Annotated in this window: 22 protein-coding genes; 17 read left to right on the top strand and 5 right to left on the bottom strand. The window is 69.9% G+C overall.

Annotated elements, in window-relative coordinates; translation table 11 throughout:
* Nucleotides 1-62: 62 nt before the first annotated feature.
* Nucleotides 63-4,136 carry an ExeM/NucH family extracellular endonuclease gene (locus tag E4K62_RS09610; protein WP_240742646.1) on the bottom strand — a complete coding sequence of 1,358 codons (4,074 nt, stop codon included), beginning with the start codon at nt 4,134-4,136 and terminating at the stop codon, nt 63-65.
* A gap of 293 nt (nt 4,137-4,429) precedes the next feature.
* Here E4K62_RS09610 and lepA point away from each other — a divergent pair, with 293 nt between their 5' ends.
* Nucleotides 4,430-6,277, top strand: coding sequence for a translation elongation factor 4 (gene lepA, locus E4K62_RS09605; RefSeq protein ID WP_135066770.1), 1,848 nt, complete (start codon nt 4,430-4,432; stop codon nt 6,275-6,277).
* Between the two features lie 6 nt (nt 6,278-6,283).
* On the opposite strand, the gene E4K62_RS09600 is transcribed toward lepA, so the two are convergent.
* Nucleotides 6,284-6,961 (bottom strand): winged helix-turn-helix transcriptional regulator, encoded by a 678-nt coding sequence (locus tag E4K62_RS09600; RefSeq protein WP_135066767.1) that lies wholly within the window; start codon nt 6,959-6,961, stop codon nt 6,284-6,286.
* A 69-nt stretch (nt 6,962-7,030) separates the two neighbouring features.
* On the opposite strand from E4K62_RS09600, the gene E4K62_RS09595 reads away from it, so the two are divergent.
* From E4K62_RS09595 to era, 12 genes are all read left to right on the top strand, one after another.
* Nucleotides 7,031-7,753, top strand: a complete 723-nt coding sequence (locus E4K62_RS09595; protein ID WP_135066764.1) for a DUF899 family protein — start codon at nt 7,031-7,033, stop codon at nt 7,751-7,753.
* A 57-nt stretch (nt 7,754-7,810) separates the two neighbouring features.
* Entirely contained in the window at nt 7,811-8,461 is a 651-nt protein-coding gene (locus tag E4K62_RS09590) for a DUF1990 family protein (RefSeq protein ID WP_135066761.1), read from the top strand.
* Nucleotides 8,461-9,678, top strand: a complete 1,218-nt coding sequence (gene hemW / locus E4K62_RS09585; protein WP_135066758.1) for a radical SAM family heme chaperone HemW — start codon at nt 8,461-8,463, stop codon at nt 9,676-9,678. Before E4K62_RS09590 ends, hemW begins: the two co-directional genes overlap by 1 nt.
* 78 nt (nt 9,679-9,756) lie before the next feature.
* Entirely contained in the window at nt 9,757-10,797 is a 1,041-nt protein-coding gene (gene hrcA, locus E4K62_RS09580) for a heat-inducible transcriptional repressor HrcA (RefSeq protein ID WP_135066755.1), read from the top strand.
* A gap of 51 nt (nt 10,798-10,848) precedes the next feature.
* Entirely contained in the window at nt 10,849-11,973 is a 1,125-nt protein-coding gene (dnaJ, locus tag E4K62_RS09575) for a molecular chaperone DnaJ (RefSeq protein ID WP_135066752.1), read from the top strand.
* Between the two features lie 3 nt (nt 11,974-11,976).
* A complete protein-coding gene (locus E4K62_RS09570) occupies nt 11,977-12,708 on the top strand; it encodes a 16S rRNA (uracil(1498)-N(3))-methyltransferase (protein ID WP_135066749.1) in 732 nt (243 codons plus the stop codon).
* Nucleotides 12,709-12,787: 79 nt separating this feature from the next.
* Nucleotides 12,788-13,135 (top strand): HIT domain-containing protein, encoded by a 348-nt coding sequence (locus tag E4K62_RS09565; RefSeq protein ID WP_135066747.1) that lies wholly within the window; start codon nt 12,788-12,790, stop codon nt 13,133-13,135.
* Nucleotides 13,092-14,219, top strand: a complete 1,128-nt coding sequence (locus tag E4K62_RS09560; RefSeq protein WP_135066745.1) for a PhoH family protein — start codon at nt 13,092-13,094, stop codon at nt 14,217-14,219. Before E4K62_RS09565 ends, E4K62_RS09560 begins: the two co-directional genes overlap by 44 nt.
* Nucleotides 14,216-14,683, top strand: coding sequence for an rRNA maturation RNase YbeY (gene ybeY / locus E4K62_RS09555; RefSeq protein ID WP_135066743.1), 468 nt, complete (start codon nt 14,216-14,218; stop codon nt 14,681-14,683). Before E4K62_RS09560 ends, ybeY begins: the two co-directional genes overlap by 4 nt.
* Nucleotides 14,680-16,017: a hemolysin family protein gene (locus E4K62_RS09550; protein WP_135066736.1), complete on the top strand. Its 1,338-nt coding sequence runs from the start codon at nt 14,680-14,682 to the stop codon at nt 16,015-16,017. The genes ybeY and E4K62_RS09550 overlap by 4 nt, the downstream gene beginning before the upstream one ends.
* A gap of 62 nt (nt 16,018-16,079) precedes the next feature.
* Nucleotides 16,080-17,051 (top strand): choloylglycine hydrolase, encoded by a 972-nt coding sequence (gene bsh, locus E4K62_RS09545; protein WP_135066733.1) that lies wholly within the window; start codon nt 16,080-16,082, stop codon nt 17,049-17,051.
* Nucleotides 17,051-17,959 (top strand): GTPase Era, encoded by a 909-nt coding sequence (era, locus tag E4K62_RS09540; protein WP_135066731.1) that lies wholly within the window; start codon nt 17,051-17,053, stop codon nt 17,957-17,959. The genes bsh and era overlap by 1 nt, the downstream gene beginning before the upstream one ends.
* Here era and E4K62_RS09535 read toward each other — a convergent pair.
* Complete coding sequence (locus E4K62_RS09535; RefSeq protein ID WP_135066728.1) at nt 17,956-18,558, bottom strand: hypothetical protein; 603 nt, start codon at nt 18,556-18,558, stop codon at nt 17,956-17,958. The two genes, era and E4K62_RS09535, sit on opposite strands and share 4 nt — an antisense overlap.
* Nucleotides 18,559-18,750: 192 nt before the next feature.
* On the opposite strand from E4K62_RS09535, the gene leuA reads away from it, so the two are divergent.
* Nucleotides 18,751-20,511 (top strand): 2-isopropylmalate synthase, encoded by a 1,761-nt coding sequence (gene leuA, locus E4K62_RS09530; RefSeq protein WP_135066725.1) that lies wholly within the window; start codon nt 18,751-18,753, stop codon nt 20,509-20,511.
* 162 nt (nt 20,512-20,673) lie between these two features.
* Here the strand turns inward: leuA and E4K62_RS09525 are convergent, their stop codons facing one another.
* Complete coding sequence (locus E4K62_RS09525) at nt 20,674-21,372, bottom strand: trimeric intracellular cation channel family protein (RefSeq protein WP_135066722.1); 699 nt, start codon at nt 21,370-21,372, stop codon at nt 20,674-20,676.
* 60 nt (nt 21,373-21,432) lie between these two features.
* Here E4K62_RS09525 and recO point away from each other — a divergent pair, with 60 nt between their 5' ends.
* From recO to E4K62_RS09510, 3 genes are all read left to right on the top strand, one after another.
* Entirely contained in the window at nt 21,433-22,158 is a 726-nt protein-coding gene (recO, locus tag E4K62_RS09520; RefSeq protein WP_135066719.1) for a DNA repair protein RecO, read from the top strand.
* Nucleotides 22,158-22,964 carry an isoprenyl transferase gene (locus E4K62_RS09515; protein ID WP_135071185.1) on the top strand — a complete coding sequence of 269 codons (807 nt, stop codon included), beginning with the start codon at nt 22,158-22,160 and terminating at the stop codon, nt 22,962-22,964. The genes recO and E4K62_RS09515 overlap by 1 nt, the downstream gene beginning before the upstream one ends.
* A gap of 66 nt (nt 22,965-23,030) precedes the next feature.
* Nucleotides 23,031-23,717 (top strand): DsbA family oxidoreductase, encoded by a 687-nt coding sequence (locus E4K62_RS09510; RefSeq protein WP_135066716.1) that lies wholly within the window; start codon nt 23,031-23,033, stop codon nt 23,715-23,717.
* 7 nt (nt 23,718-23,724) lie between these two features.
* Here E4K62_RS09510 and E4K62_RS09505 read toward each other — a convergent pair whose 3' ends face one another.
* Nucleotides 23,725-24,225 carry a glutathione peroxidase gene (locus E4K62_RS09505; RefSeq protein ID WP_135066713.1) on the bottom strand — a complete coding sequence of 167 codons (501 nt, stop codon included), beginning with the start codon at nt 24,223-24,225 and terminating at the stop codon, nt 23,725-23,727.
* Nucleotides 24,226-24,246: the final 21 nt, after the last annotated feature.

Genomic DNA, 24,246 nt, shown 5'->3' with positions numbered 1-24,246 from the left:
ACGGCGAGAGTGCCCCGAATCCGGTGCACTCTCGCCGAGTCGATGCACTCTCGCTATGAGGGTCAGGCGCGCCGCAGGGCGAACGCCAATCCGCCGGCGACCAGGAGGAACGCGCCGAGGAGGACGAAACCGAGCGGCGGCTGGGAGCCGGTGACCGCCAGCGCCCCGCGCGGCACCACCGACAGACCGACGCTGATCGGATCAAGGCCCGCGGACGTGATCACGAGGCGGTGCGCGCCGAGATCGAAATCGGACGGGATCACGACGGCGAAGGACGTGCGCCCCGCGGCGTCGGCGGCGGGGATGCCCGTGACCGCGATCGGGTCGCTGAACACCGTCGCGGCGACCTGCTGTCCCGGGGTCAGACCCGACATCGCGACGGTGAGGGTGCCGCCCTGCTCGACCCGCCCTCCGTTGCTCAGGACGACGTCGGCCCAGTCGCCGCCGCTCTGCTCGCCCGGCTCCGGCGCGGCGCCACCCGGGTTCACCGGAGCAGGCGGCGTCCCTGTGCCCGGCTCTCCCGGCTCACCCGGCTCACCGGGTTCTCCCGGCTCACCAGGCACGTCCGACGTCGCCACGGCGCGCCCCAGCGGCGACGGGTCGACCAGGTCGAACGCCTCGAAGAAGGCCAGCGTCGCGTCCAGGTCGACCTGACCGGTGTCGGCGCGGTCGGTTCCCTCGGCGAAGGTGAGGAAGCCGTCGCCCCCGTTCGCGAGGAACGAATTCGTGACGACTGTGAAGCTGTCGGTCGGGGCGATCGGCGCACCCTGGTAGGACATCGACACGACGCGTCCTGTGCGCGGGTCGTCCGGGTCCTGGACGTACTCGTAGGCGAAGCCCTCCGACACGCCCAGATGCAGCTTCGGGCGATCGCCCTCCGCCTTCCACTGCTGCTGCAGGATCTCCTCGATCTGCGCGCCGGTGAGCGTCACGGTCACGAGGGTGTTGGCGAACGGCTGGACGAGCGCCGCCTCCTTGTACGTCACGATGCCGTCCTCGCCTCGCAGCAGATCGGCCCGCAGCCCGCCCGGGTTCATGAGGGCGATCTGGGCCGGCGTCCCGGCGAAGGCGGGATTCTCGCTCGTGGCCCACAGGTAGACGTCGGCGACCCAGTTGCCCATCGACGACTCCACGCCGCGGTCGTTGCCCGGAGGCGTCCCGCCGCGGAGGATGTCGCCGCTGATGCGGCCGATGGGCTCGGCGCCGATGACATCCGCCTCGGCGACGTACGCGTCCACGCGGGCTGCGATGTCGGCGTCGGCGGTGTACGCGCCCTTCAGCGGGAACGTCGTCGCGGCGATCGAGACGAGTCGGTCCGCCTGCTCGTCGTAGGCGATCTGCAGCCTGCCCATCGCCTTGCCGTACTCCGACGCCTGGACGACGGGGCGGGTCTGACCTGGGGCGCCGTCGACGGGGACGTCGCACGCGTAGGTCTGGTGCGTGTGCGCCGAGACGATGGCGTCGATGTCGGGCGACACCCCGCCCGCCAGGGCGCCGAAGCCGGCGCGGTCGGCCGCGAGTGCCGCGCAGTCGCCGGATGTGGCGGCGCCCGAGTGGGTCAGCAGGACGATGACATCCGCCGCATCCGCCGCCGTGAGCTCGGCGGCGACGCGGTCGGCGGCCTCCCGCTGGTCGCCGAAGTCGACGTCGGTGACACCGGTGGGATCGACCATGCCCGGGGTGTCCTCGGTCACGGTGCCGATGAAGGCCACCGCCACGCCGTCGACGTCCTGAATGACGTACTCCGCCAGGACGGGGTTCTTCGTGCCCTTCGCATACACGTTGGCGCCGAGGCCGAACGCCGCGCCCGCGGCGCGCTGCGCGGGCGTCACGGCGGCGGGGTCGGTGTTGCCGCCGAAGCGGGGGAGCACGCGGTCGACGAGGTCGTCGAATCCGCGGTCGAACTCGTGGTTGCCCACGGCGCTCACGTCCAGTCCTGCGGCCACCAACGTGTCGATGGTCGGCGCATCCTGCTGGATCAGCGACGTGAAGGTGGATGCTCCGATGTTGTCGCCGGCCGACACGAACAGCGTGTTCGGGTTCGCTGCCTCGTGCGCCCGCACCGCTCCGGCGATGACGGCGGCACCGGCTTCGTCCCCCGACGGGTTGGCCTCGAGGCGGCCGTGGAAGTCGTTGATCGTGAGGACGTCGATCTGCGTGGGCGCTGCGGTTCCGGCAGCCAGGCCCACGGTGATCGGGTCGTGGTCGCTCGAGCGGTAGGGGCCGGGCTGCTCGAACAGCGTCGGGAACGAGTTGTGCCGGCTGTACTCGAGGTACAGGGCCTCGCCGGAGTTGATCCCCCAGATGTCCGCGCCGGTGGCCCGCGCGACGGCGGCCTCGTTGAGGAGAACATGGTCCAGGGAGCCGGAGAGGGAGTCGAAGGAGTAGCTGGACTCGCCGAGGTCGAAGTGCGCCTCCGCGTCGACATAGCCGGCGTCGAAGAGCACCTGCAGCGGGTCCTCCTGACCGTAGGAGTTGAAGTCCCCGACGAGGACCACCGACTCCGTGTCGCCCTGGATCGTGTCGACCCATGCCGTGAGCGCTCCGGCCTGCGCGACGCGCGTGGCGTTGGACGCGCCCTGCCCGTTGCTGTTCTCCTCCTGATCGCCCGGAGCATCGGTGGCAGGGGACCCCTTGGACTTGAAGTGGTTCACCACGACGAGCACGTCCTCGCCGCCCGCTGCCGGGGCGAACACCTGCGCGATCGGCTCGCGCGCCTGCTCGAACGGCTGTCCCGGCGCGGATGCGGTGCCCAGCGCCTGCGCCGTGCCCTGCGGGGTGACGAGGGCGGGCTGGTAGATGATCGCGTTGGTGATGACGTCCTGCAGCGCGATGTCCGGAAGCTGCGCCGAGGATGGGACGGCGGCCCACTTGTCGCGCCCGGCGCCGGCGTTCAGCGCCGCGACGAGACTGGTCGTCGCCTCGTCGGCGGACTCGCCGAGCTTCGCGGAGTTCTCGATCTCCATGAGGCCGACCACAGACGCGTCCAGCGCGTTGATCGCCGCGACGATCTTGCTCTGCTGGCGCTGGAAGTCCTCCTCTCCCCACGCGCCGCGCTGATCGCATCCGTCGCGCACGGTGACCGGATCGCCCGAGCGGTCGGAGAAGGCCCGGCACGTCGACGTCTGGTCGCCGAGGGTCGTGAAGTAGTTCAGGACGTTGAAGGAGGCGACGCTGATATCGCCGCCGACCGGCGCGGGCGCGTCGGTGCGGGTGTTCTCGAAGATGACCCCGTCCTGGCCCGAGCCGTCCCCCACGATGTGCCGGGTGGGCGTCAGACGCCATGCGTCGAAGCGGAAGTCGGCGATCACCGGCTCGCTGAACGTCACGCCCGCGCCGACGATGACCGGCTCGGCGGTGGAGAGGTAGGGCGGCGTGCTCGTGTTCGACGACGTGCCGAAGGTGCCGGACGCGCCGTCGTCCAGGAGCACGAGCCGCGCGGCGTTGTCGGCGGCGACGGCGGCGGCCTCCGCCGAGCCTGGACGCGCGGCATCCGTCGGCTGCCGCAGTGGCTCGCTGCCCGCCGCCAGCGCGACGTCGCCGAACCGGTTGATGCCGTACGTGTCGGTCACCGTGAACGTCTCCGGGGCGGGCAGCACGAGCATCGACTCGATGCTCTCGCGCGGTGCCGGCTCCGATGGCCACGGGGTGGTGATGGGAAGGGGCGGTTCGCCGTCGGCGATGACCTGTGCGCCGCCGGGGGAGACTCGCAACTGGGTGAGGCCCTGGAACTCGCCGGCCTCACCGGTCACGCGGACCGTCTGGCCCGGGGCTACCTCGCCGACGGCGCCCGGGGCGTACACGAAGATCGCGTCCGAGGCCGCGTGGGCCGGAAGATCCAGCGCGCCGCCTGTGCCAGGGGTCTGGATGACGTAGCCGTCGTACCCGCCGGTGGCGTAGTGCGCGGTGACGACGCCCTCGGTGGTGACGGTCCGGCCGGCCCAGGGCGTCGCGTCGACGGTGCCCTGGATGTCGGCGATCGGAACGGCGGTGGGGGCGCCCGCGGCGGACGCGGGGATGCCGAACGCCGCCGTGCCGAGAGTCAGGGCCGCGGCGAGCGCGGCGGACAGCGCCGCACGCCCCCTCCTCCCCGTGCGCGTCGGACGGTGGGCAGGGACGAGGGGATGCGTCGTCACAGGATCTTCTTCCGAGAGGGAGCGCACGCGTTCGTTGCGATGCGCCCGCAGATGGGGAAGGTCGGGGGGACCTGCGTCCGATCCTAGGGACGCCCTCCGACACGCGGTTTCGGCCCTGTGAACAACTCGTGGCGATCGGGCGACGATCCTCCTTCGCGCCTCGAAAGTGCATCACCTCGGCGAAAGTGCACCGAATCCGATGCACTCTCGCCGACTCGATGCACTCTCGGCGGGAGGGCCGGGAAACGACGCTGCCCGTTCCTCAGGCGCCGCCCCCGTAGAATCGACGGGACATGTCACCCCGTGCCCTGAAGCCTCTCGAGCCGTCTGCGACCCCTCCCGAGCTGATCCGCAACTTCTGCATCATCGCCCACATCGACCACGGCAAGTCGACGCTGGCCGATCGGATGCTGCAGATCACCGGTGTCGTCGCCGACCGCGACATGCGCGCCCAGTACCTGGACCGCATGGACATCGAGCGCGAGCGCGGCATCACGATCAAGAGCCAGGCCGTGCGCATGCCGTGGGCGTCCGAGTCCGGCACCTACGCCCTGAACATGATCGACACGCCCGGTCACGTCGACTTCACCTACGAGGTCAGTCGGTCCCTCGCCGCATGCGAGGGGGCGATCCTGCTCGTCGACGCTGCCCAGGGCATCGAGGCCCAGACCCTGGCGAACCTGTACCTGGCGCTGGAGAACGATCTGCACATCATCCCCGTGCTGAACAAGATCGACCTCCCCGCCGCCGATCCGGAGAAGTTCGCCGCCGAGCTGGCCGGCCTCATCGGCGGCGAGCCGGAGGACGTGCTGCGGGTCAGTGGGAAGACCGGCCAGGGCGTGGAAGAGCTGCTGGACCGCATCGTGCAGGAGATCCCCGCGCCGCGCGGCGACGCCGACGCCCCCGCGCGCGCCATGATCTTCGACTCGGTGTACGACGCGTACCGCGGCGTGGTCACGTACGTGCGCATGATCGACGGCGCACTGGAACCGCGCGAGCGCATCCAGATGATGTCGACGAAGGCCACCCACGAGCTGCTCGAGATCGGGGTCTCCAGCCCGGAGCCCGTCCCCACCCGGGGGCTCGGCGTCGGCGAGGTCGGGTATCTCATCACGGGCGTGAAGGACGTGCGCCTGTCCAAGGTCGGAGACACCATCACGACGGCGCGCAAGCCCGCCACCCAGGCCCTGCCGGGCTACACCGACCCCAAGCCGATGGTGTTCTCCGGGATCTACCCGATCGACGGCAGCGACTACGGCGACCTCCGCGAGGCGTTGGACAAGCTGAAGTTGTCGGATGCGTCGCTCCAGTACGAACCGGAGACCTCAGTCGCGCTCGGCTTCGGGTTCCGCTGCGGCTTCCTGGGTCTCCTGCACCTCGAGATCATCACCGAGCGGCTGTCCCGTGAGTTCGATCTCGACCTCATCACCACCGCACCGTCGGTGACGTACGAGGTCACGACCGACACCGGCGAGACGATCTCGGTGACCAACCCCAGCGAGTATCCGGATGGGCGCGTCGCAGAGGTGTCCGAGCCCATCGTCAAGGTCGGCATCCTCCTGCCCAAGGACTACGTGGGCACCGTGATGGAACTGTGCCAGTCGCGCCGCGGCTCGCTGCTCGGCATGGATTACCTCAGCGAGGACCGCGTGGAGCTGCGGTACATCATGCCGCTCGGCGAGATCGTCTTCGATTTCTTCGACCACCTGAAGAGCCGGACGCAGGGGTACGCGAGTCTCGACTACGAACCGGCCGGCCAGCAGACGGCCGACCTCGTGAAGGTCGACATCCTGCTTCAGGGCGAAGCGGTCGACGCGTTCTCCTCGATCGTGCACCGTGAGAAGGCCTACGCGTACGGCACGATGATGACCGAGCGCCTGCGCAAGCTCATTCCACGGCAGCAGTTCGAGGTCCCGATCCAGGCCGCGATCGGCGCGCGCATCATCGCCCGTGAGAACATCCGGGCGATCCGCAAAGACGTTCTGGCCAAGTGCTACGGCGGCGACATCACCCGCAAGCGCAAGCTCCTCGAGAAGCAGAAAGAGGGCAAGAAGCGCATGAAGATGGTCGGTCGCGTCGAGGTGCCGCAGGAGGCGTTCATCGCCGCGCTCTCCGGCGACGTCGAAGGCAAGCAGAAGTAGCGACGCTCACCCGGCCCGGAAGAGGCCGATGAGATCGGCGACCGCGTCGCGGTCGCCCGCTATGACGACCTGCTCGGTGGCCTCGGCGGACGCGAGCGGCGTGCTGCCGAAGAGCAGTTCGCTCCACGCCGTCGCGTCGGCGCGGACGGATGTGGGGGCGCCGGACGCGGGGAGGCCCGGGGTGACGGTGAGACGCCCATCGGCGGAGGTGACGGCGTAGCCGAACGACGGCGAATCGGTGACGCGCTCGTCGTAGAGCACGAGGGCGAGGGGAGCGACGGACGCGGACGTGGCGGGGGCCATCGTCCGCATCGCGAGCACGACGCCGTCCGGGGTCATCCCACCCTCGGTCTGGGGCTCGGGCCCGCTCGTGTACCACCGGCCGAGCGATTCGAGCACCGGTTCCAGGCCGCGTCCCCAGTCGGTGGCCCGGTAGATCCGGGTGCGCCCGAGATCGGGGAGCACGACCTTCTCGATCACGCCCGATCCGGTGAGCGCACGCAGCCGCTCGGTGAGGACGCTCGGGGTGATGCCGCGCACCGAGGCGAGCAGGTCGGCGAACCGCTTGGGGCTGAGCATCACCTCGCGGGCGATGATCAACGACCAGCGGTCGCCCACGATGTCGAGCGCGTTGGCCGCGCGACAGGCGTCGCCGTGCTCGGCGTAGGTGTGCTTGATCGGCACGTCGGCCTGCCCTCCCGAGATGTCGTCGCAATCTTTACACGACTGGACGATAGGTTTATCGTACGTCGCATGGACGCACCCCGCACACCACTGCCCCCCATCGTCGACGGCGAGGAGTGGGACCGCCGTCGCGCCGTCCTGCTCGCACGCGAGAAGGCGCACACTCGCGAGGGCGACGCGATCGCCGCGGAGCGCCGAAGGCTCCCGATGACGGAGATCGACCCGGTGACCCTGAGGGGACCGAGCGGAGAGATTTCGCTCCTGGACATCTTCGACGGCCGCGACGAACTCGTCGTCTACAAGCACATGTGGTTCGACGGACAGCCGTTCGAGGGGCAGTGCGAGGGGTGCACGATCAGCATCTGGGACTTCCGGGATGCGGTCTACCTCCGCGAGGCCGGGGTGTCGTTCGCCGTCTTCACGGAGGGCCCGTACGAAGAGGTCGCACCGTTCCGGGAGTTCATGGGCTACGTGCATCCCTGGTACTCCACGCGCGGCATCAGCGACCCGGCGATCGCCGGCGGGGGAATGATCGCGTGCTACCTGCGGGACGGTGACCGCGTCTTCCTCACGTACGAGACGTACGGGCGCGGTGTCGAGACGATCATGAGCTCGCTGCACCTGCTGGACCTGACCCCCTACGGGCGCCGCGAGGAGTGGGAGGACTCCCCGGAGGGGTGGCCCGTCTCACCGCACTCGTTCTGGCGCAGCGAGGGGCGGCCGACGGCGCAGTGGACGCGGCCGGGAGTCACGCCCGTGCACAGCCACGAGCACGCCCACGTGCATCCCTGACGCCGCGGCCGGAGCGCTCGCAGACATCACGCGGCAACGCGAAGTAGCCTGGAAGGCATGCGCCGCGGGACTTTTCGAGACGAGACGGTGGACTACGCCGCCGTGGGGGGCACGCAGGCCCCCGACCTCCTCCAGTACCCGCCCGAGCGCTCGATCCCGGCCGAGGAGAGCTGGCGGATCGGCAGCGGCGAAGACCGCTTCACCACCGCGAGCGAGGCGCTGCTGTCGTGGGCGGCGCAGCGGGAGGGCGGGCTCACGATCACCGATGTGCGGCCGGCCCCCGGGCCCATGTACACCGGGGTCGGGTACGACGCCGAGGGCAATCCGATCGCGCCCAGCCGCCTGGAATCCGAGCAGCGGTTCGACGCCGAGGGCATGCCGTTCGTGGCACCGGGGACGACCGTCCGCCTGCACGGACGCGTGCGGCGCCTGCGCGCCGACGCGGAGCTGCGGGTGATCTCCGTCGTCGAGGAGCCCCGCCGGGTCGGGTTCATCCTCGGCACCGTGGGGGATTCCGTCGTGAGCGGCGAGGAGTTCTTCCTGGTGGAGTGGCGCGACAACGACGAGGTGTGGTTCACCGTGCGCGCCTTCGATGCACCCGCCGCGCTGATCTACCGTCTTTATCCGCGTCTCGTCCGCCACCGCCGGCGCGAGCTCTTCCAGCGTTACCTGCGGGCGATCTCGCCGCTGTACGCCACGTCGTCCTGATGGGCGCCGCCCTTCCTCTCGGCGACCCGGCGCCCGCCGACGGCGCGCTTCCGGCCGACCTCCACACGGATGCCGGCGCCGACTTCGGCGTCTACCTGCACGTGCCGTTCTGCCGCGTGCGGTGCGGGTACTGCGACTTCAACACCTACACGTCCTCCGAACTGCGCGGTGCTCGGCAGGACCAGTACGCCGACACGCTGCTGCGCGAGGTCGCCCTGTCGGTCGGCGTCATGGCGGCCGCGGGACCGCTGCGCGCCGCATCCACCGTCTTCCTCGGCGGCGGCACACCCACGCTCCTTCCCGCCGGCGACCTCGCGCGCATGCTCGACGGCGTGCGCGGCGCGTTCGGCTTCGTGCCGGGGGCCGAAGTGACGGTGGAGGCCAACCCTGACACCGTGACGGATGCGGTGGCCGCCGAATTGGCCGCGGCCGGGGTGACCCGCATGTCGATCGGCATGCAGTCCACCCGCCCGCACGTGCTGGCGGCGCTGGATCGCACGCACGATCCGGCCAACGTCCGCACGGCCGTCGCCGCCGCCCGCCGCGCAGGACTGGACGTCAGCGTCGACCTCATCTACGGCACGCCGGGGGAGTCGCTGGAGGACTGGCGCGCCTCGCTGGAGGAGGCGATCTCGCTCGAGCCCGACCATCTGTCCGCCTACGCGCTGATCGTGGAGGACGGCACGAAGCTGGCCCGTCAGATCCGCCGCGGGGAGTTGGCCGAGCCCGACGATGACCTCGAGGCCGACATGTACGAGCTGGCCGACGACCTGCTCGGCGCGGCCGGCCTGGAATGGTACGAGGTCTCCAACTGGGCACGTGGGCCCGAGCACCGCTCCCGTCACAACCTCGCGTACTGGCGCGGCGCCGACTGGTGGGGCTACGGTCCGGGCGCGCACAGTCATGTCTCCGGCCTGCGGTGGTGGAACGTGCGTCATCCCGCCGCGTACGCCGCCCGGCTCGCGCAGGGCACGTCGCCGGCGGCGGGGCGGGAACGGCCGGATGCGGCATCCCGGCGCCTGGAAGAGGTCTTGCTGCGCTCGCGCATCCGGGAGGGCTACCCGGTCGCGGAACTGCTCGGCGAGGGGCGGCACGCCGTGGCCGGTCTCGTCGCCGACGGCCTCGTCGAGGGCGCCGACGCGGTGCGCGGTCACGTCGTGCTCACGCGGCGGGGTCGCCTGCTCGCCGATGCCGTGGTGCGCACCCTCACGCAGTGAGCCTCGGCGGCCGTTCGGACTTCTCCGCTAGAATTGGCACTCAGAGTGTAAGAGTGCCAGTCGGTGGAGAGGAGTGCCATGGTCACCGAACGCGGGCTCCAAGTGCTGCGGGCCATCGTGCAGGACTTCGTCGACACGAGGGAACCGGTCGGCAGCAAGGCGATCGTGGAGCGGCACGCGTTCGGCGTGTCGGCGGCCACCATCCGCAACGACATGGCGCTGCTGGAGGACGAGGAGCTCATCATCGCTCCGCACACCTCCTCCGGGCGCGTACCCACCGACAAGGGCTACCGCGTCTTCGTCGATCACCTGGCCGAGTTGCGTCCGCTCTCCGGGGCACAGCGCTCGGCGATCGCCTCCTTCCTCGACGACTCCGGCGACCTCGACGACCTGCTCGGACGCACGGTCCGGGCCCTCACCCGGCTCACGGGCCAGGTCGCCATGGTGCAGTACCCCTCGTTCGCCACGGCGAACGTCACCCACGTCGAGCTCGTGAGCCTCGGCGGTGGCCGCATGCTCGTGGTCGTCGTGACCGACACCGGACGCGTGACGCAGCGGATGGCCTTCTCCCGCGAAGAGCCCACCGACGCCGACCTCGCGCAGCTGCGCAGCCGCATCGGCGGTCTCGTCGTGGGGCATTCCGTGCGGGATGCGTCGGAGCGACTTGCCACGATCCTCAGCGGCGGCGCGACCCCTGCCGGCGGCGTCGATGCGATGGCGCAGCCGATCCTGCGGGTCCTGGCCGAGGAGCTGGAGGAATTCCGGCAGGATCGCCTCGTCATGGCCGGTGCCGCCACGCTCGCGCGCCGCGAATCCGACTTCCGGGGCAGCATCTACCCGCTCCTGGAGGCGATCGAGGAGCAGGTGACGCTGCTGCGCCTGATGAGCGAGATGGTCGCCGACGATCAGGGCCTGTCGGCGAGTATCGGACGTGAGAACGAGCCGTTCGGCCTGACCGAGGCATCCGTCCTCGTGAGCGATTACGACGCACCCGCCAGCGGCGCCCGCGTCGGGCTGCTCGGTCCCACCCGGATGGACTACCCCTCCAACCTCGCGGCGGTCCGTGCCGTCGCGCACTATCTGACCCGGATGCTCGAAGAGGACGAGAACGGCCGCTGAGGCGCATCCGGTCTCCGAACGATCCCGCTGAGAGCGGGCAGGAAGGCGACTGTGGCTGACCATTACGAGGTCCTCGGCGTCGCGCGCGACGCGGCACCCGACGAGATCAAGCGCGCGTATCGGCGACTGGCACGCGAGCTGCACCCCGACGTCAACCCCGGTGAGGATGCGGCGGAGCGCTTCAAGCTCGTCACGCACGCGTACGACGTGCTGAGCGACCCGGATCAGCGCCGCCGGTACGACATGGGCGGCGACTCGAATCCGTTCGCCGGCGCGGGTGGGGCCGCGGGATTCGGTGGCTTCAGCGACATCTTCGAGACCTTCTTCGGCGGTGCCGGCGGCGGCGGACGCGCCGGCCGGCCCCGGTCGCGGCGCGAACGGGGTCAGGATGCGCTCGTGCGGGTCAACCTGGATCTCGGCGACGTCGTCTTCGGCACGCACCGCGACCTGGAGGTCGACACCGCCGTGCTGTGCGAGACGTGTCAGGGTTCGTGCTGCCAGCCCGGCACATCCGAGGTCACGTGCGACATCTGCCACGGCAGCGGGAACGTGCAGCGCACCGTGCGGAGCCTCCTCGGCAACGTCGTCACCTCGCAGCCGTGCACCACGTGCCAGGGCTACGGGACGACCATCCCGTACCCGTGCGCGACCTGCCAGGGTCAGGGGCGTGTGCGGGCGCGCCGCACCGTGTCGGTGGACATCCCCGCCGGCGTGGAGACGGGGCTGCGCCTTCAGCTTCCCGGCTCCGGCGAGGTGGGCCCTGCGGGAGGGCCCAACGGCGACCTGTACCTGGAGATCCATGTCGCCGCCCACGACGTGTTCAGCCGCGAGGGCGACGACCTGCTCGCCACGCTGGAGGTGTCGATGCCCGACGCCATCCTGGGCACCGAGACGACGATCGAGGCGCTGGACGGCGAAGTGCAGCTGGAGCTGCGTCCCGGCGTGCAGTCCGGTGATGTGCTGACCATCAAGGGCCGCGGCATCACCCCGCTGCGCGGGACGCAGCGCGGCGACCTGAGGGTCGGCGTGCACGTCGTGACCCCCACGCGCCTGGACGGCAAGGAGCGTGCCCTCATCGAAGAGTTCGCCCGCCGGACGAAGGCGCCCGGGCCGCGCCTCGCGGAATTCCACCAGGGCCTGTTCGCCAAGCTGCGCGACCGGTTCCGGAACAGCTGACCCGTGGCGCTGCACTTCCTCGCCGACGCCGCCGCCGATGCACAGCCGGGCGATGACGTCGTGCTCACCGGAACCGAGGCGCACCACGCCGCGAACGTCCGGCGTCTGCGTGCGGGGGAGACGGTGACGGTGGGCGACGGCCGCGGTGTGTGGCTGGAGGGCGCGGCGGCGCACGTGTCGGCGCGCGAAGTCGTGGTGCGCGTGGCCACACGCACGACGGTCGACGCCCCCACGCCGCGGCTGATCCTCGTGCAGGCTCTGGCCAAGGGCGACCGGGACGAGCTCGCGGTGCAGGCTGCCACCGAGCTGGGCGTGGACGGCATCATCCCGTGGCAGGCGGAGCGCAGCGTGTCGCGCTGGGACGGCAAGGTCGACAAGGCCCTCGCCCGCTGGCGCACCATCGTGCGGGAGGCGGCCAAGCAGGCTCACCGCGCGTGGCTGCCCGACGTGGAGGGACCTGTCGACACCGCCGGTCTCACGCGGATGCTGCCGGGGGTGCGGATGCTGGTGCTCGAGCCGTCGGCGACGCGGCCGCTCGCAGCCCTGGACCTGGGGGCGGATCCGCGCGACGTCGCCCTCGTGGTCGGGCCCGAGGGTGGTGTATCGCCCGATGAGCTGTCGGCGCTGTCGACGGCGGGGGCGGAGCCGGTGCGCCTGGGAACCACGGTGCTGCGCACCTCGACCGCCGGCGCGGCGGCGCTCTCGGTGGCCAACGTCGCCCTCCGCCGCTGGTGACTCCGCTCCCTCCCCACCGGCCGCTGAGCCGGTTGCGGGTGCTCGCCTCGTGGGGGTGGCCGGTGAATAGACTGGACCAATGAGCGAACCGTCGATCTTCACGCGCATCCTCGAGGGCGAAATCCCCGGCGAGATCATCGCGGAGACCGAGAACGCCTTCGTCATCCGCGACATCGCCCCCAAGGCTCCCGTCCACCTGCTGGTCATCCCCAAGACGGGTGAGTACCGCAACGTCGTCGAGCTGGCCGCCGGCGACCCGAGCCTCCTCGCCGAGCTGGTGGGCCTTGCCAACAGCGTGGCCGCCGAGCACGCCGGCGGCGACTTCCGGCTCGTGTTCAACACCGGGCCCAAGGCCGGACAGACGGTGTTCCACGTCCACGCCCATGTGCTCGGCGGCGACCTCGACGAAGCGAGCCTCGGTGCCTGACGAGTCCGACCTCACCGTGGACCACGTCTACGCCGACGGCGTGGCCATGGTCCAGCTCCTCGGCCCGCAGGACCGGCTGCTGCGGGTCGTGGAGAAGGAGCATCCCGACGTCGACGTGCACGTCCGCGGCAACGAGATCACCCTCACCGGGCCCTCCGACGCGGTCGCCCGCGCACGGTCGCTCGTAGACGAACTGCTGGCGATGACCAAGGCCGGGCACGGGCTCGACCCCGCCGACGTCTCCAGCTCCAGCCGCATCCTGCGCAGCAGCGCCGACGCCGGCGGCGGCCCGCGGCCCTCCGAAGTGCTCGGCGAGGCGATCCTGTCGTCGCGCGGCAAGGTCATCCGGCCCAAGACGCTCGGGCAGAAGGCCTACGTCGACGCCATCGACGAGAGCACCATCGTGTTCGGGATCGGGCCGGCCGGCACGGGCAAGACGTACCTCGCGATGGCCAAGGCCGTGCAGGCGCTCCAGCGTAAAGAGGTCAGCCGCATCATCCTGACCCGTCCCGCCGTCGAGGCCGGCGAGCGGCTCGGATTCCTCCCCGGCACGCTCACCGACAAGATCGACCCCTATCTGCGACCGCTCTACGACGCGCTCAACGAGATGATCGACCCCGAGATCGTGCCCAAGCTCATGGCGACGGGAACGATCGAGGTCGCACCCCTCGCGTACATGCGCGGGCGCACCCTCAACGATTCGTTCGTGGTGCTCGACGAGGCCCAGAACACCACGCCCGAGCAGATGAAGATGTTCCTCACGCGTTTGGGCTTCGGCACGCGGATGGTCGTCACCGGCGACATCACGCAGGTCGACCTGCCCCAGGGCACCTCCGGCCTGCGCCTGGTCACCCGCATCCTCTCCGAGGTCGACGACATTCACTTCGCCTACCTCACGAGCGACGACGTCGTGCGCCACACGCTCGTCGGGCGCATCGTGGATGCGTACAGCGAGTACGACGAGAAGCGGCTGGTCGCCAAGCGCGAGCGGGACGAGGCCGGGGAGTTCGCCAATCGCGCCGAGCGCCGCTCCGGCCGCACCGGTGGGCCGCGCGACCACATGCCGAGGCGAGGCCGATCATGACCATCGAGATCAACAACGAGTCCGGCGTCGAGGTGGACGAGAAGGTGCTGCTGCGCCTCATGGAGTACAACCTCGACGAACTCCACGTCAGCCCCGACGCCGACGTCGCCATCGTCCTGGTCGACGAAGGCGCCATGGAGGCGCTGCACGTGCAGTGGATGGATGAGCCGGGCCCCACCGACGTGCTGAGCTTCCCGATGGACGAACTGCGCCCCGGCACCGAAGACATGCCCACGCCCGCGGGACTCCTGGGCGACATCGTCCTCTGCCCCCAGGTGGCCGAGGCTCAGGCGGCCGCCGCCAAGCACTCGACCCAGGACGAGCTCATCCTCCTCACGACGCACGGCCTGCTCCACCTGCTGGGGTTCGACCACGCCGAGCCGGCCGAGGAGCGGGAGATGTTCGCGCTGCAGAAGGACCTCATCGTGGGCTTCCAGTCGGCTGAACGCCGCCGTCGCGCATGACCGAAGCGCTCCTGCTCGTCGGCGCGCTCCTGCTGGTCGCCTTCGGCGGCCTCATGGTCGCGGTGGAGGCCGCGCTGGGTGTGACCTCACGCTCCGACCTGGCCGACCTCGCCGCCGAGGGCCGGAGCGCCGCGTCGTTGCGGCGGATCGCCGCCGACCCCGACGCACACGCCAACGCGGTCTCCTTCATCCGCGTGTTGGCGGAGACCAGCGCCGCGGTGCTGGTCACGGTCGCCTTCGTGCTGCTGTTCGACAACCTGTGGTGGGCGACGCTGGCCGCCGCCATCATCATGACCGGGATCTCCTTCGTCGCCGTGGGTGCCAGCCCCCGCTCGGTAGGACGCCAGCACGCCCGGGGTCTCCTGCGCGCCACCGCGCCGGTGGTCCGGGGCCTGCGGATCATCCTCGGCCCGCTCGCGTACGGCCTGGTGGCGCTCGGCAACCGCGTCACGCCCGGCGTCTCACCCGGCTCCTCCTTCGCCTCCGAGGAGCAGCTGCTCAGCATCATCGACGAAGCGGCCGAGAATGAACTCATCGAAGAGGACGACCGCGAGCTCATCCACTCCGTCTTCGATTTCACCGACCGTTACGTGCGCGAGGTGATGGTGCCGCGCACCGACATGGTCGCGGTCGACGCCGGTGCCAGCACCCGCGAGGCGCTCACGCTGTTCCTGGAGAAGGGGATCTCGCGCGTCCCGCTGATCGACGACGAAGCCGACGACGTGGTGGGGATGCTGTACCTGAAGGACCTCGTGCAGTTCGGGTTCCGCGACGAGCAGGGGTGGCGGGATGCTCCGATCCGCCGCATCGCCCGTCCGGCGGTGTTCGTCCCCGAGTCGATGCGCGCCGAGACGCTGCTGCAGCAGATGCGTCGCGATGCCGTGCACGTGTGCCTCGTCATCGACGAGTACGGCGGCGTGTCGGGCCTGGTCACCCTGGAGGACCTCATCGAGGAGCTCGTGGGCGACATCTCCGACGAATACGACGCACGCTCGAGCGAGATCACCGAGATCGAGCCCGGAAAGTTCCGCGTCAGCGCCAGGCTGGGCGTGGACGAGGTGGGCGACCTGTTCGGCATCGAGGTGGAGGACGAGGACGTCGACTCGATCGGCGGACTGCTCGGCAAGGCTCTCGGACGCATCCCGCAGCCCGGGGCGACCGCCGAGTACGCCGGGCTGGTGATGACCGGGGGTGCCTCCCGCGGACGCGGCCGGGGGATCTCCACGGTGTTCGTCGAGCGCGCCGAGGAGCCCGCATCCGAGGAGCCACCGACGCGTCCGCGCACCGGTGAGATCCGGGTGGACTCTAGACGGGACACTGACAACCCTGCCTAGGATGAGTGCCCCAGCGCCTTTCTCACCGACGCTCGGTCCTGAAGAAAGTCGGAGGCAGTCAGATGTGCACGGCAACCAATTACACGACCAACGACCACTACTTCGGTCGCAACCTGGACCTTGAGTACTCCTACAACGAGGCGGTCACCGTCACGCCGCGGAACTTCCCCTTCGAATTCCGCAAGGAGCAGACCCTTCCCACGCATCACGCCATCATCGGGATGGCGACGGTCGTGGACGACTATCCGCTGTACTACGACGCGACCAATGAGAAGGGCCTCAGCATGGCGGGGCTGAACTTCCCCGACAACGCCGACTACAAGCCCGAAGCCGAGGGCAAGACCAACGTCACGCCGTTCGAGTTCATCCCGTGGATCCTCGGGCAGTTCGAGACGGTGGCGCAAGCGCGCACGGCGCTCGCATCGCTGAACCTCGTGAAGATCAACTTCAGTGACGCCTACCCGCTCTCGCCGCTGCACTGGATCATCTCCGACCGGAACGAGTCGATTACTGTGGAGAGCGTGAAGGAGGGGCTGAAGGTCTACGACAACCCCACCGGAGTCCTCGCCAACAACCCCACCTTCGACATCCAGAGCTTCAAGCTGAACGACTTCATGCACCTGTCCACCTACCCTCCGGAGAACAGGTTCTCCGAAGAGCTGCCGTTGGACACCTACAGCCGCGGCATGGGAGCGATCGGCCTGCCCGGGGATCTGTCGTCCTCCTCCCGATTCGTCAAGGCCGTGTTCACCAAGATGAACTCGGTCTCGGGCGACTCCGAATCGGAGTCGATCAGCCAGTTCTTCCACATCCTCGGCTCCGTCGCCCAGCAGCGCGGATGCGTGCATGTCGGGGACAAGTTCGAGATCACGATCTACTCGTCCTGCTGCAACACCGATCAGGGCATCTACTACTACACGACCTACGAGAACAGCCAGGTCACCGGCGTCGACATGCACAAGGAAGACCTCGACGGCACCGCCCTGGCCTCGTACCCGCTGATAAAGGGCCAACAGATACACATGCAGAATTGATGGACCACGCCTCCGCACTCGACCGTCGATCCGGCTTCGTCACCTTCGTGGGGCGGCCCAACGTGGGCAAGTCCACGCTGACCAACGCCCTCGTCGGGGAGAAGGTCGCGATCACCAGCGACAAGCCGCAGACGACACGCCGCGCCATCCGCGGCATTGTCAACCGGCCCGGTGGGCAGCTGGTGATCGTGGACACCCCTGGGATCCACCGGCCGCGCACGCTGCTCGGCCAGCGCCTCAACGACCTCGTCGAGCAGGTGCTCGGCGACGTCGACGTCATCGCGTTCTGCGTACCGGCGACCGAGAAGGTCGGGCCCGGCGACCGACGGATCGCGGATTCGCTGTCGGGATACGGGCGTGCGAAGAAGGTCGCCATCGTGACCAAGACCGATGCGGCATCCCGCGAGCAGATCACCGAACGCCTGATCGAGGTCGACGCGCTGCGGGAGGACTGGCACGCGGTCATCCCGCTGTCCGCCCTCACCCACGATCAGCTGGACGTGCTCGCTGACGGGCTGCTCTCGCTGATGCCGGAGGGGCCCGCACTGTACGAGGAAGGCGTCGTCACCGACGAGTCGCTGGAAGACCGCATCGCCGAGATCATCCGCGAAGCGGCGCTGGAGGGCGTGCGCGACGAGCTCCCGCACTCGATCGCCGTCACGATCGACGACATCGCCGCCCGGGAGACCGGATCCATGACCGACATCCACGCGAGCGTCGTCGTCGAACGCGACAGCCAGAAGTCGATCATCATCGGCCACAAGGGCTCCCGGCTGCGGGACGTGGGTGCGCGCGCGAGGGCGCAGATCGAGCCGCTGATCGGCACGCGGGTGTTCCTGAAACTGCACGTGCGCGTGGCCAAAGAATGGCAGCGCGACCCCAAGCAGCTGGGTCGCCTGGGCTTCTAGCCCTCCCGCACCGGGCGCAGCGCCGAGGTCACCACCACCACACCGTCGCCGTACTCGGCGTCGGCCTGGCGCTGCCACGTGCCGTCGTCCCAGACCACGACGACCTCCAGCCGGCCGTCGCGCGAACCGGCGGACAGGAAGGCGTCGCCGTATCGGCCGAGGGCCTCCTCGCCGATCCGGGACAGTTCCGCTTCTTCAGCAGTGCCGGTGCCGGCCGGCCATGGGAAGGGTTCCGGATCGTACAGGGCCAGCGGCGTCGCATCCGTCGTCACCGTGAGCGTCTCGCCGTCGTAGCGGCCCTGCACCGCGTACATGCCCCAGCGCACATCGCCGGACGAGTTCTCGGGCACGGCCTCGTCCCACGACCAGCCGTCCAGCGGGATGCCGCGGCATTGCGGGGGAAAGGACTCGGCCACCGGTCCCAGGCACAGCTCCGCGCCGTCGCCCTGGTCGAGCACCATCCCCGAGCCTTCGACCACTTCCGCCGGCGGCGCCGGCTCCTGCCCTCCGGTGGCCGACGGGCTGGTCGCGCATCCGGAGGCCAGAGCCACCGCCGCGCAGAGAGGGAGAAAGAGGGCCGAACGCAGAATCAGGCGCATACCCGAGAGTGTCTCCACAGCCCAGATCGTCTCACGGCGTTCGACCGCGCGCGCGAGCGGGTGTAGCCTGACAGCGTGCTTTCCGGCGGGCTGCTCCTTCTTAGCTGCCGCGGCGAGGCCTCGTTCTAAGGGCCTTCCTCGTCGCGGAGCTTGTCGTCGGCCCGAATCCTCGACAACCGGAAGCGACCCCTCATGAAGAACACCCAGCAGCCGTCGGGCATGCCGACGCACAAGTACCGTCCGTTCTCCGAGCAGATCCGCGTCGATCTGCCCGATCGCACGTGGCCGGATGCGCGCATCACCGCCGCGCCGCGCTGGTGCGCCGTCGACCTGCGTGACGGCAACCAGGCCCTCATCGACCCGATGACCCCCGAGCGCAAGCGCGTCATGTTCGAGCTGCTCGTGCGGCTGGGATACAAGGAGATCGAGGTCGGGTTCCCCAGCGCCAGCCAGCTGGACTTCGACTTCGTCCGTCAGCTCATCGAAGAAGACCTCATCCCCGACGACGTCACCATCCAGGTGCTGACCCAGGCGCGCGAGCACCTCATCGCCCGCACGTACGAGTCGCTGGCCGGCGCGAAGCGCGCCATCGTGCACCTGTACAACTCCACGAGCATCGTCCAGCGCGAGGTCGTCTTCCGCACCGATAAGCAGGGCATCATCGACATCGCCCTGGAAGGCGCGCGCCTGTGCCGCCAGTACGAGAAGACCGTGCCCGAGGTCGAGGTCTTCTACGAGTACTCCCCGGAGAGCTACACCGGCACCGAGCTCGAGTTCGCCGCCGACATCTGCAACCAGGTGCTCGAGGTGTTCGAACCGACCCCCGAGCGCAAAGTCATCATCAACCTGCCCGCCACGGTGGAGATGGCGACCCCCAACGTGTACGCCGACTCGATCGAGTGGATGTCGCGGCACCTGAACCACCGCGAGAACGTCATCCTGTCGCTGCATCCGCACAACGACCGCGGCACCGCCGTGGCGGCCGCGGAACTGGGCTACATGGCCGGCGCCGATCGCATCGAGGGATGCCTCTTCGGCAACGGGGAGCGTACCGGCAACGTCGACCTCGTCGCGCTGGGCGTGAACCTGCTGACGCAGGGCGTCGACCCGCAGATCGACTTCAGCGACATCGACCAGATCAAGCGCACGGTCGAGTACTGCAACCAGCTGCCCGTGCCCGAACGCAGCCCCTGGGCCGGCGACCTCGTGTTCACCGCGTTCAGCGGGTCGCACCAGGACGCCATCAAGAAGGGCTTCGAGGCGATGGAGGCCCGCGCGCAGGCGGCGGGCGTCACCGTGGACGAGATCGAATGGGCGGTGCCGTACCTGCCGGTCGACCCGAAGGATCTCGGCCGGTCCTACGAGGCCGTCATCCGCGTCAACTCGCAGTCGGGCAAGGGCGGCGTCGCCTACCTGCTGAAGACCGATCACGCCCTCGACCTGCCACGGCGGCTGCAGATCGAGTTCTCCGGTGTCATCCAGGCCAAGACCGACGCCGACGGCGGCGAGGTCACGAGCGCTCAGATCTGGGACGTCTTCACCGACGAGTACCTCCCCACCTCCGTCGCGGACGACCGCTGGGGCCGGTTCGAGCTGGTCGGCACGCGCACCTCCAGCGATCTCACCGGCGACGTCGAATTGAACGTCCGTCTCCGCGACGGCGACGACGTGGAGGATGCCACCGGCCACGGGAACGGCCCGATCGCGGCGTTCCTGGACATCCTGCACACGCGCGGGTTCGACATCTCGCTGTACGACTACGTCGAGCACACCCTGAGCGCCGGCGGCGACGCGCAGGCCGCGGCCTACGTCGAACTGCAGGTCGACGACCAGCGCCTGTGGGGCGTCGGCATCGACGGGGACATCTCGACCGCGTCGCTGAAAGCGGTCGTCTCCGCGGTGAACCGCGCCATCCGGGCTCGCCGCGAGGCGCCCTCGCTCGCGGCGGTCTGACCCTCCGACGCACCCGCCGGGCCCGCCCGCCTCCGCCGACCCGCGCGCTCCGCCGCCGCGAGACTGCACGCCACCGGCGAGACCGCGACATGATGTCGCGGTCTCGTCGGCGGCGTGCGGTCTCGCGGGAAGGGGAGGGCGGGAAGGGAGGGGCGGACCGGGTCAGTCGGCGTCGTGCCGGCGCACGACCGGGATCGCCGAGGTCTCCACGGCGACCTTGCGCCGATGCAGCATGCGCTGCTCGGGCAGCGACACGTCGAAGATCACCGCGAGGATGCGGATCACCGTCGTCACGATGATGCCCGCGACCGCCGCGTACTCCAGCGGCGCGCCGAGGGCGTCGGCGCTGGCCAGGACGGCGCAGCCCGCGCCGGCGGCCACGGCGTACAGCGATCCGACGTGCATGATGGCCACCGGCAGGCCCATCATCATGTCCCGCAGCACTCCGCCGCCCACCGCCGAGCACACGCCGACGAAGACAGCGGGCACCGGCGGGAGGCCGAGGGCGAGCGCCTTGCTCGTCCCGAACGCGCCGAACAGGCCGATCACGAGCGCGTCCAGCGCGATGATGGCGGCGTTCAGCCGCTGGAAGATCCCGGCCAGCAGCATCCCCACCAGGGCGGCGCCGGAGGCGGTGAGCAGATACCAGTTGCTCTGCAGCGTCGCCGGAACCACTCCCAGCAGCAGATCGCGGATGAGGCCGCCGCCCATCCCGATCATGATGCCGATGATCGCCACCCCCAGCAGGTCCAGCCGCTGCTGACCGCGGAAGCCTGAAGCGAACAGCGCCCCCTGCACGCCGCCCAGGCCCACGGCGAGGAGGTCGGCCCACAGCGGGATGATGAGCATCTGCGACGTCATGGACCCATTCTCCTGGCGCGCGCTTCGCGGGGAACCCTCGGGCGGGCGGATAATGGGACGGTGCCCACCTACCGCGACGAGGTCGTGGTCCTGCGGACCCACAAGCTGGGCGAAGCGGACCGCATCGTGACGATGCTCGGCCGCCGGCACGGGAAGATCCGCGCGGTGGCCAAGGGCGTGCGCCGCACGTCGTCCCGGTTCGGATCACGCCTGGAGCCCTTCATGGTGGCCGACGTGATGCTGTACAAGGGCCGCTCACTCGACGTCGTGCAGCAGGCGGAGTCCCTCGGGTCGTACGGCGCCGACATCGCCGTGCACTATGACCGGTACACCTCCGCCAACGCCATGGTGGAGACCGCCGACCGCCTGAACGAGGCCGAGGCCACTCCGCAGCAGTATCTCCTCCTGGTGGGCGGTCTGCGCGCACTCGCCCGCGGAGAGCACGCGTCGCGCAGCGTGCTGGACTCGTACCTCCTGCGGGCCATGGCGCTGTCCGGCTGGGCGCCGGGGCTGGACGAATGCGCCCGGTGCGCCGCCCCCGGCCAGCACGAGTCATTCGTCGCGCAACTGGGGGGGATGGTGTGCGCCGCGTGCGCACCGGTGGGTTCGGCGCGCGTGGCGGCCCCGACGGCGTCGCTGCTGCGCTCGCTCCTGCGCGGCGACTGGCAGCAGGTGGATGAGGCCGCACCGGCGGCGACCAGCGCAGCCTCCGGACTCATCGCGGCGTACGCGCAGTGGCATCTGGAGCGGGGCATCCGCTCGCTGGCCCACGTGGAAGCCGGATGATGGCACCCAAGCCGTACACGCATCGCGACGCGGTGCCCTTCCGGCCCGTGGACTGGACGGGCGAGTACCCGCCGTCGTACCCGCGGGGCACGGTGCCCGGGCATGTGGCGATCGTCATGGACGGCAACGGCCGCTGGGCGAACCGCCGCAGCCTCACCCGCGTCGAGGGTCACCGGGCGGGGGAGGCGGCGCTGCTGGACGTCGTGGCAGGCGCCATCCAGGCGGGTGTGAAGCACCTGTCGGTCTACGCGTTCTCGACCGAGAACTGGAAGCGCTCGCCCGACGAGGTCCGCTTCCTGATGGGGTTCAACCGCGACGTGCTCCACCGCCGGCGCGACCAGCTCAACGAGTGGGGCGTGCGCGTGCGGTGGGCAGGCCGCAAGCCCCGGCTGTGGGGATCGGTCATCAAGGAGCTGCAGTTCGCCGAGCAGCTCACGGCCGGCAACGACGTTCTCACGCTCACGATGTGCGTCAACTACGGCGGGCGCGTCGAGCTCGTCGATGCGATGCGGCGGATGGGGGAGGAGATCGCCGCGGGACGGTTGAAGCCATCCGCCATCACCGAGCGGATGGTCGCGCGTCACCTGTACCAGCCCGACATGCCCGACGTCGATCTGTTCGTGCGCTCCAGCGGTGAGCAGCGCACGTCGAACTTCCTGCTGTGGGAGTCCGCGTACGCGGAGCTCGTCTTCCTGGACACGCTGTGGCCCGACTTCCGGCGCACCCACCTGTGGGAGGCGATCGACCTGTACCTGGACCGCGACCGGCGCTTCGGTTCCGCCGTGGATTCTCCGGGCGGCATCTGACGAAACCTCACTGCGGATCATGCCGCGGCGGGAATACGCAATGGGCGGCGGAGTGTTGCAGGTGTCGTGAGTGAAGCGATCAAGATCGACGTATGGAGTGACATCGCCTGCCCGTGGTGCTACATCGGCAAGCGGAACCTGGAGCGCGGCCTCGCGGAGGTGGCGGCCGACGCCGACGCCCCGCGTGTGGAGGTGGAGTACCACTCGTTCGAGCTGTCTCCGGATACTCCGGTCGACTTCGAGGGAAGCCAGGTCGATTACCTCCCCCGGCACAAGGGAATCTCCCGCGAGCAGGCCGGCCAGATGCTGGAGCGGGTCACCGGTGTCGCCGCCGAAGCCGGGCTCGCGTACCGGTTCGATCTGCTCCAGCACACCAACACAGTGAAGGCCCACGAACTCCTGCACTTCGCCAAGGCGCACGGCCGCCAGCTGGAGATGGTCGAGCGGCTGATGTCCGCGTACTTCATCGAAGGACGCCATCTCGGCCGCACCGACGAGCTGGTGTCGCTCGCAGCCGACGTCGGCCTCCCCGCCGACGAGGCGCGCGCGGCGCTGGAGTCGCAGCGCCACCTCGGCGATGTGCGGGCCGATCAGGAGCAGGCGGTCGCCTATGGCATCAACGGCGTGCCGTTCTTCGTGATCGACGGTCAGTACGGTGTCAGCGGCGCACAGCCCCCCGAGGCTTTCGCCCAGATCACGCGTCAGCTGTGGGCGGAGCGCGCCGGGCAGCCGGCGAACGCTGCGGCGGGGTGACGGCAGGTCAGCGCGGGAGCGCGTCCTCGATGACGGAGACGATCGCCTCGTCATCGGGGGCGACCTGCGAGCGGAACCGGTGCACACCGCCGGAGGGCGTGATCACGAACTTCTCGAAGTTCCACAGGACGGGACCATGCTTGCCGTCCAGGTCGGGCGCGCTCTTGAGCGCCTTGTAGACCGGCGCGGCCGCCGATCCGTTGACGCGGACCTTGTCCATGATCGGGAAGGTCACGCCCCACGTCGTGGAGCAGTACTCCAGGATCTCCTCCACCGAACCCGGCTCCTGGCCCAGGAACTGGTTGCAGGGGAAGCCGAGCACCGTCAGTCCGCGGTCGCCGTAGGTGCGCTGAAGCTGCTCGAGCTTCTCGTACTGGGGAGCCAGCCCGCACTTGGAGGCGACGTTCACGACCATCACGACACCGTCGCCGTAGTCGCCCAGCGTGGCGGTGCTCCCCTCGGCAGTGCGGAAGGGGATGCTGCGCAGATCTGTGGACTCCGTCGTCATCTCCTCAGGTTACGTCCTGTG

It is taken from the genome of Microbacterium wangchenii (genome assembly GCF_004564355.1).
GTDB classification, from domain to species: domain Bacteria; phylum Actinomycetota; class Actinomycetes; order Actinomycetales; family Microbacteriaceae; genus Microbacterium; species Microbacterium wangchenii.
Note: the sequence above shows the minus strand (reverse complement) of the source record. Positions and strands in the feature narration are given on the sequence as shown.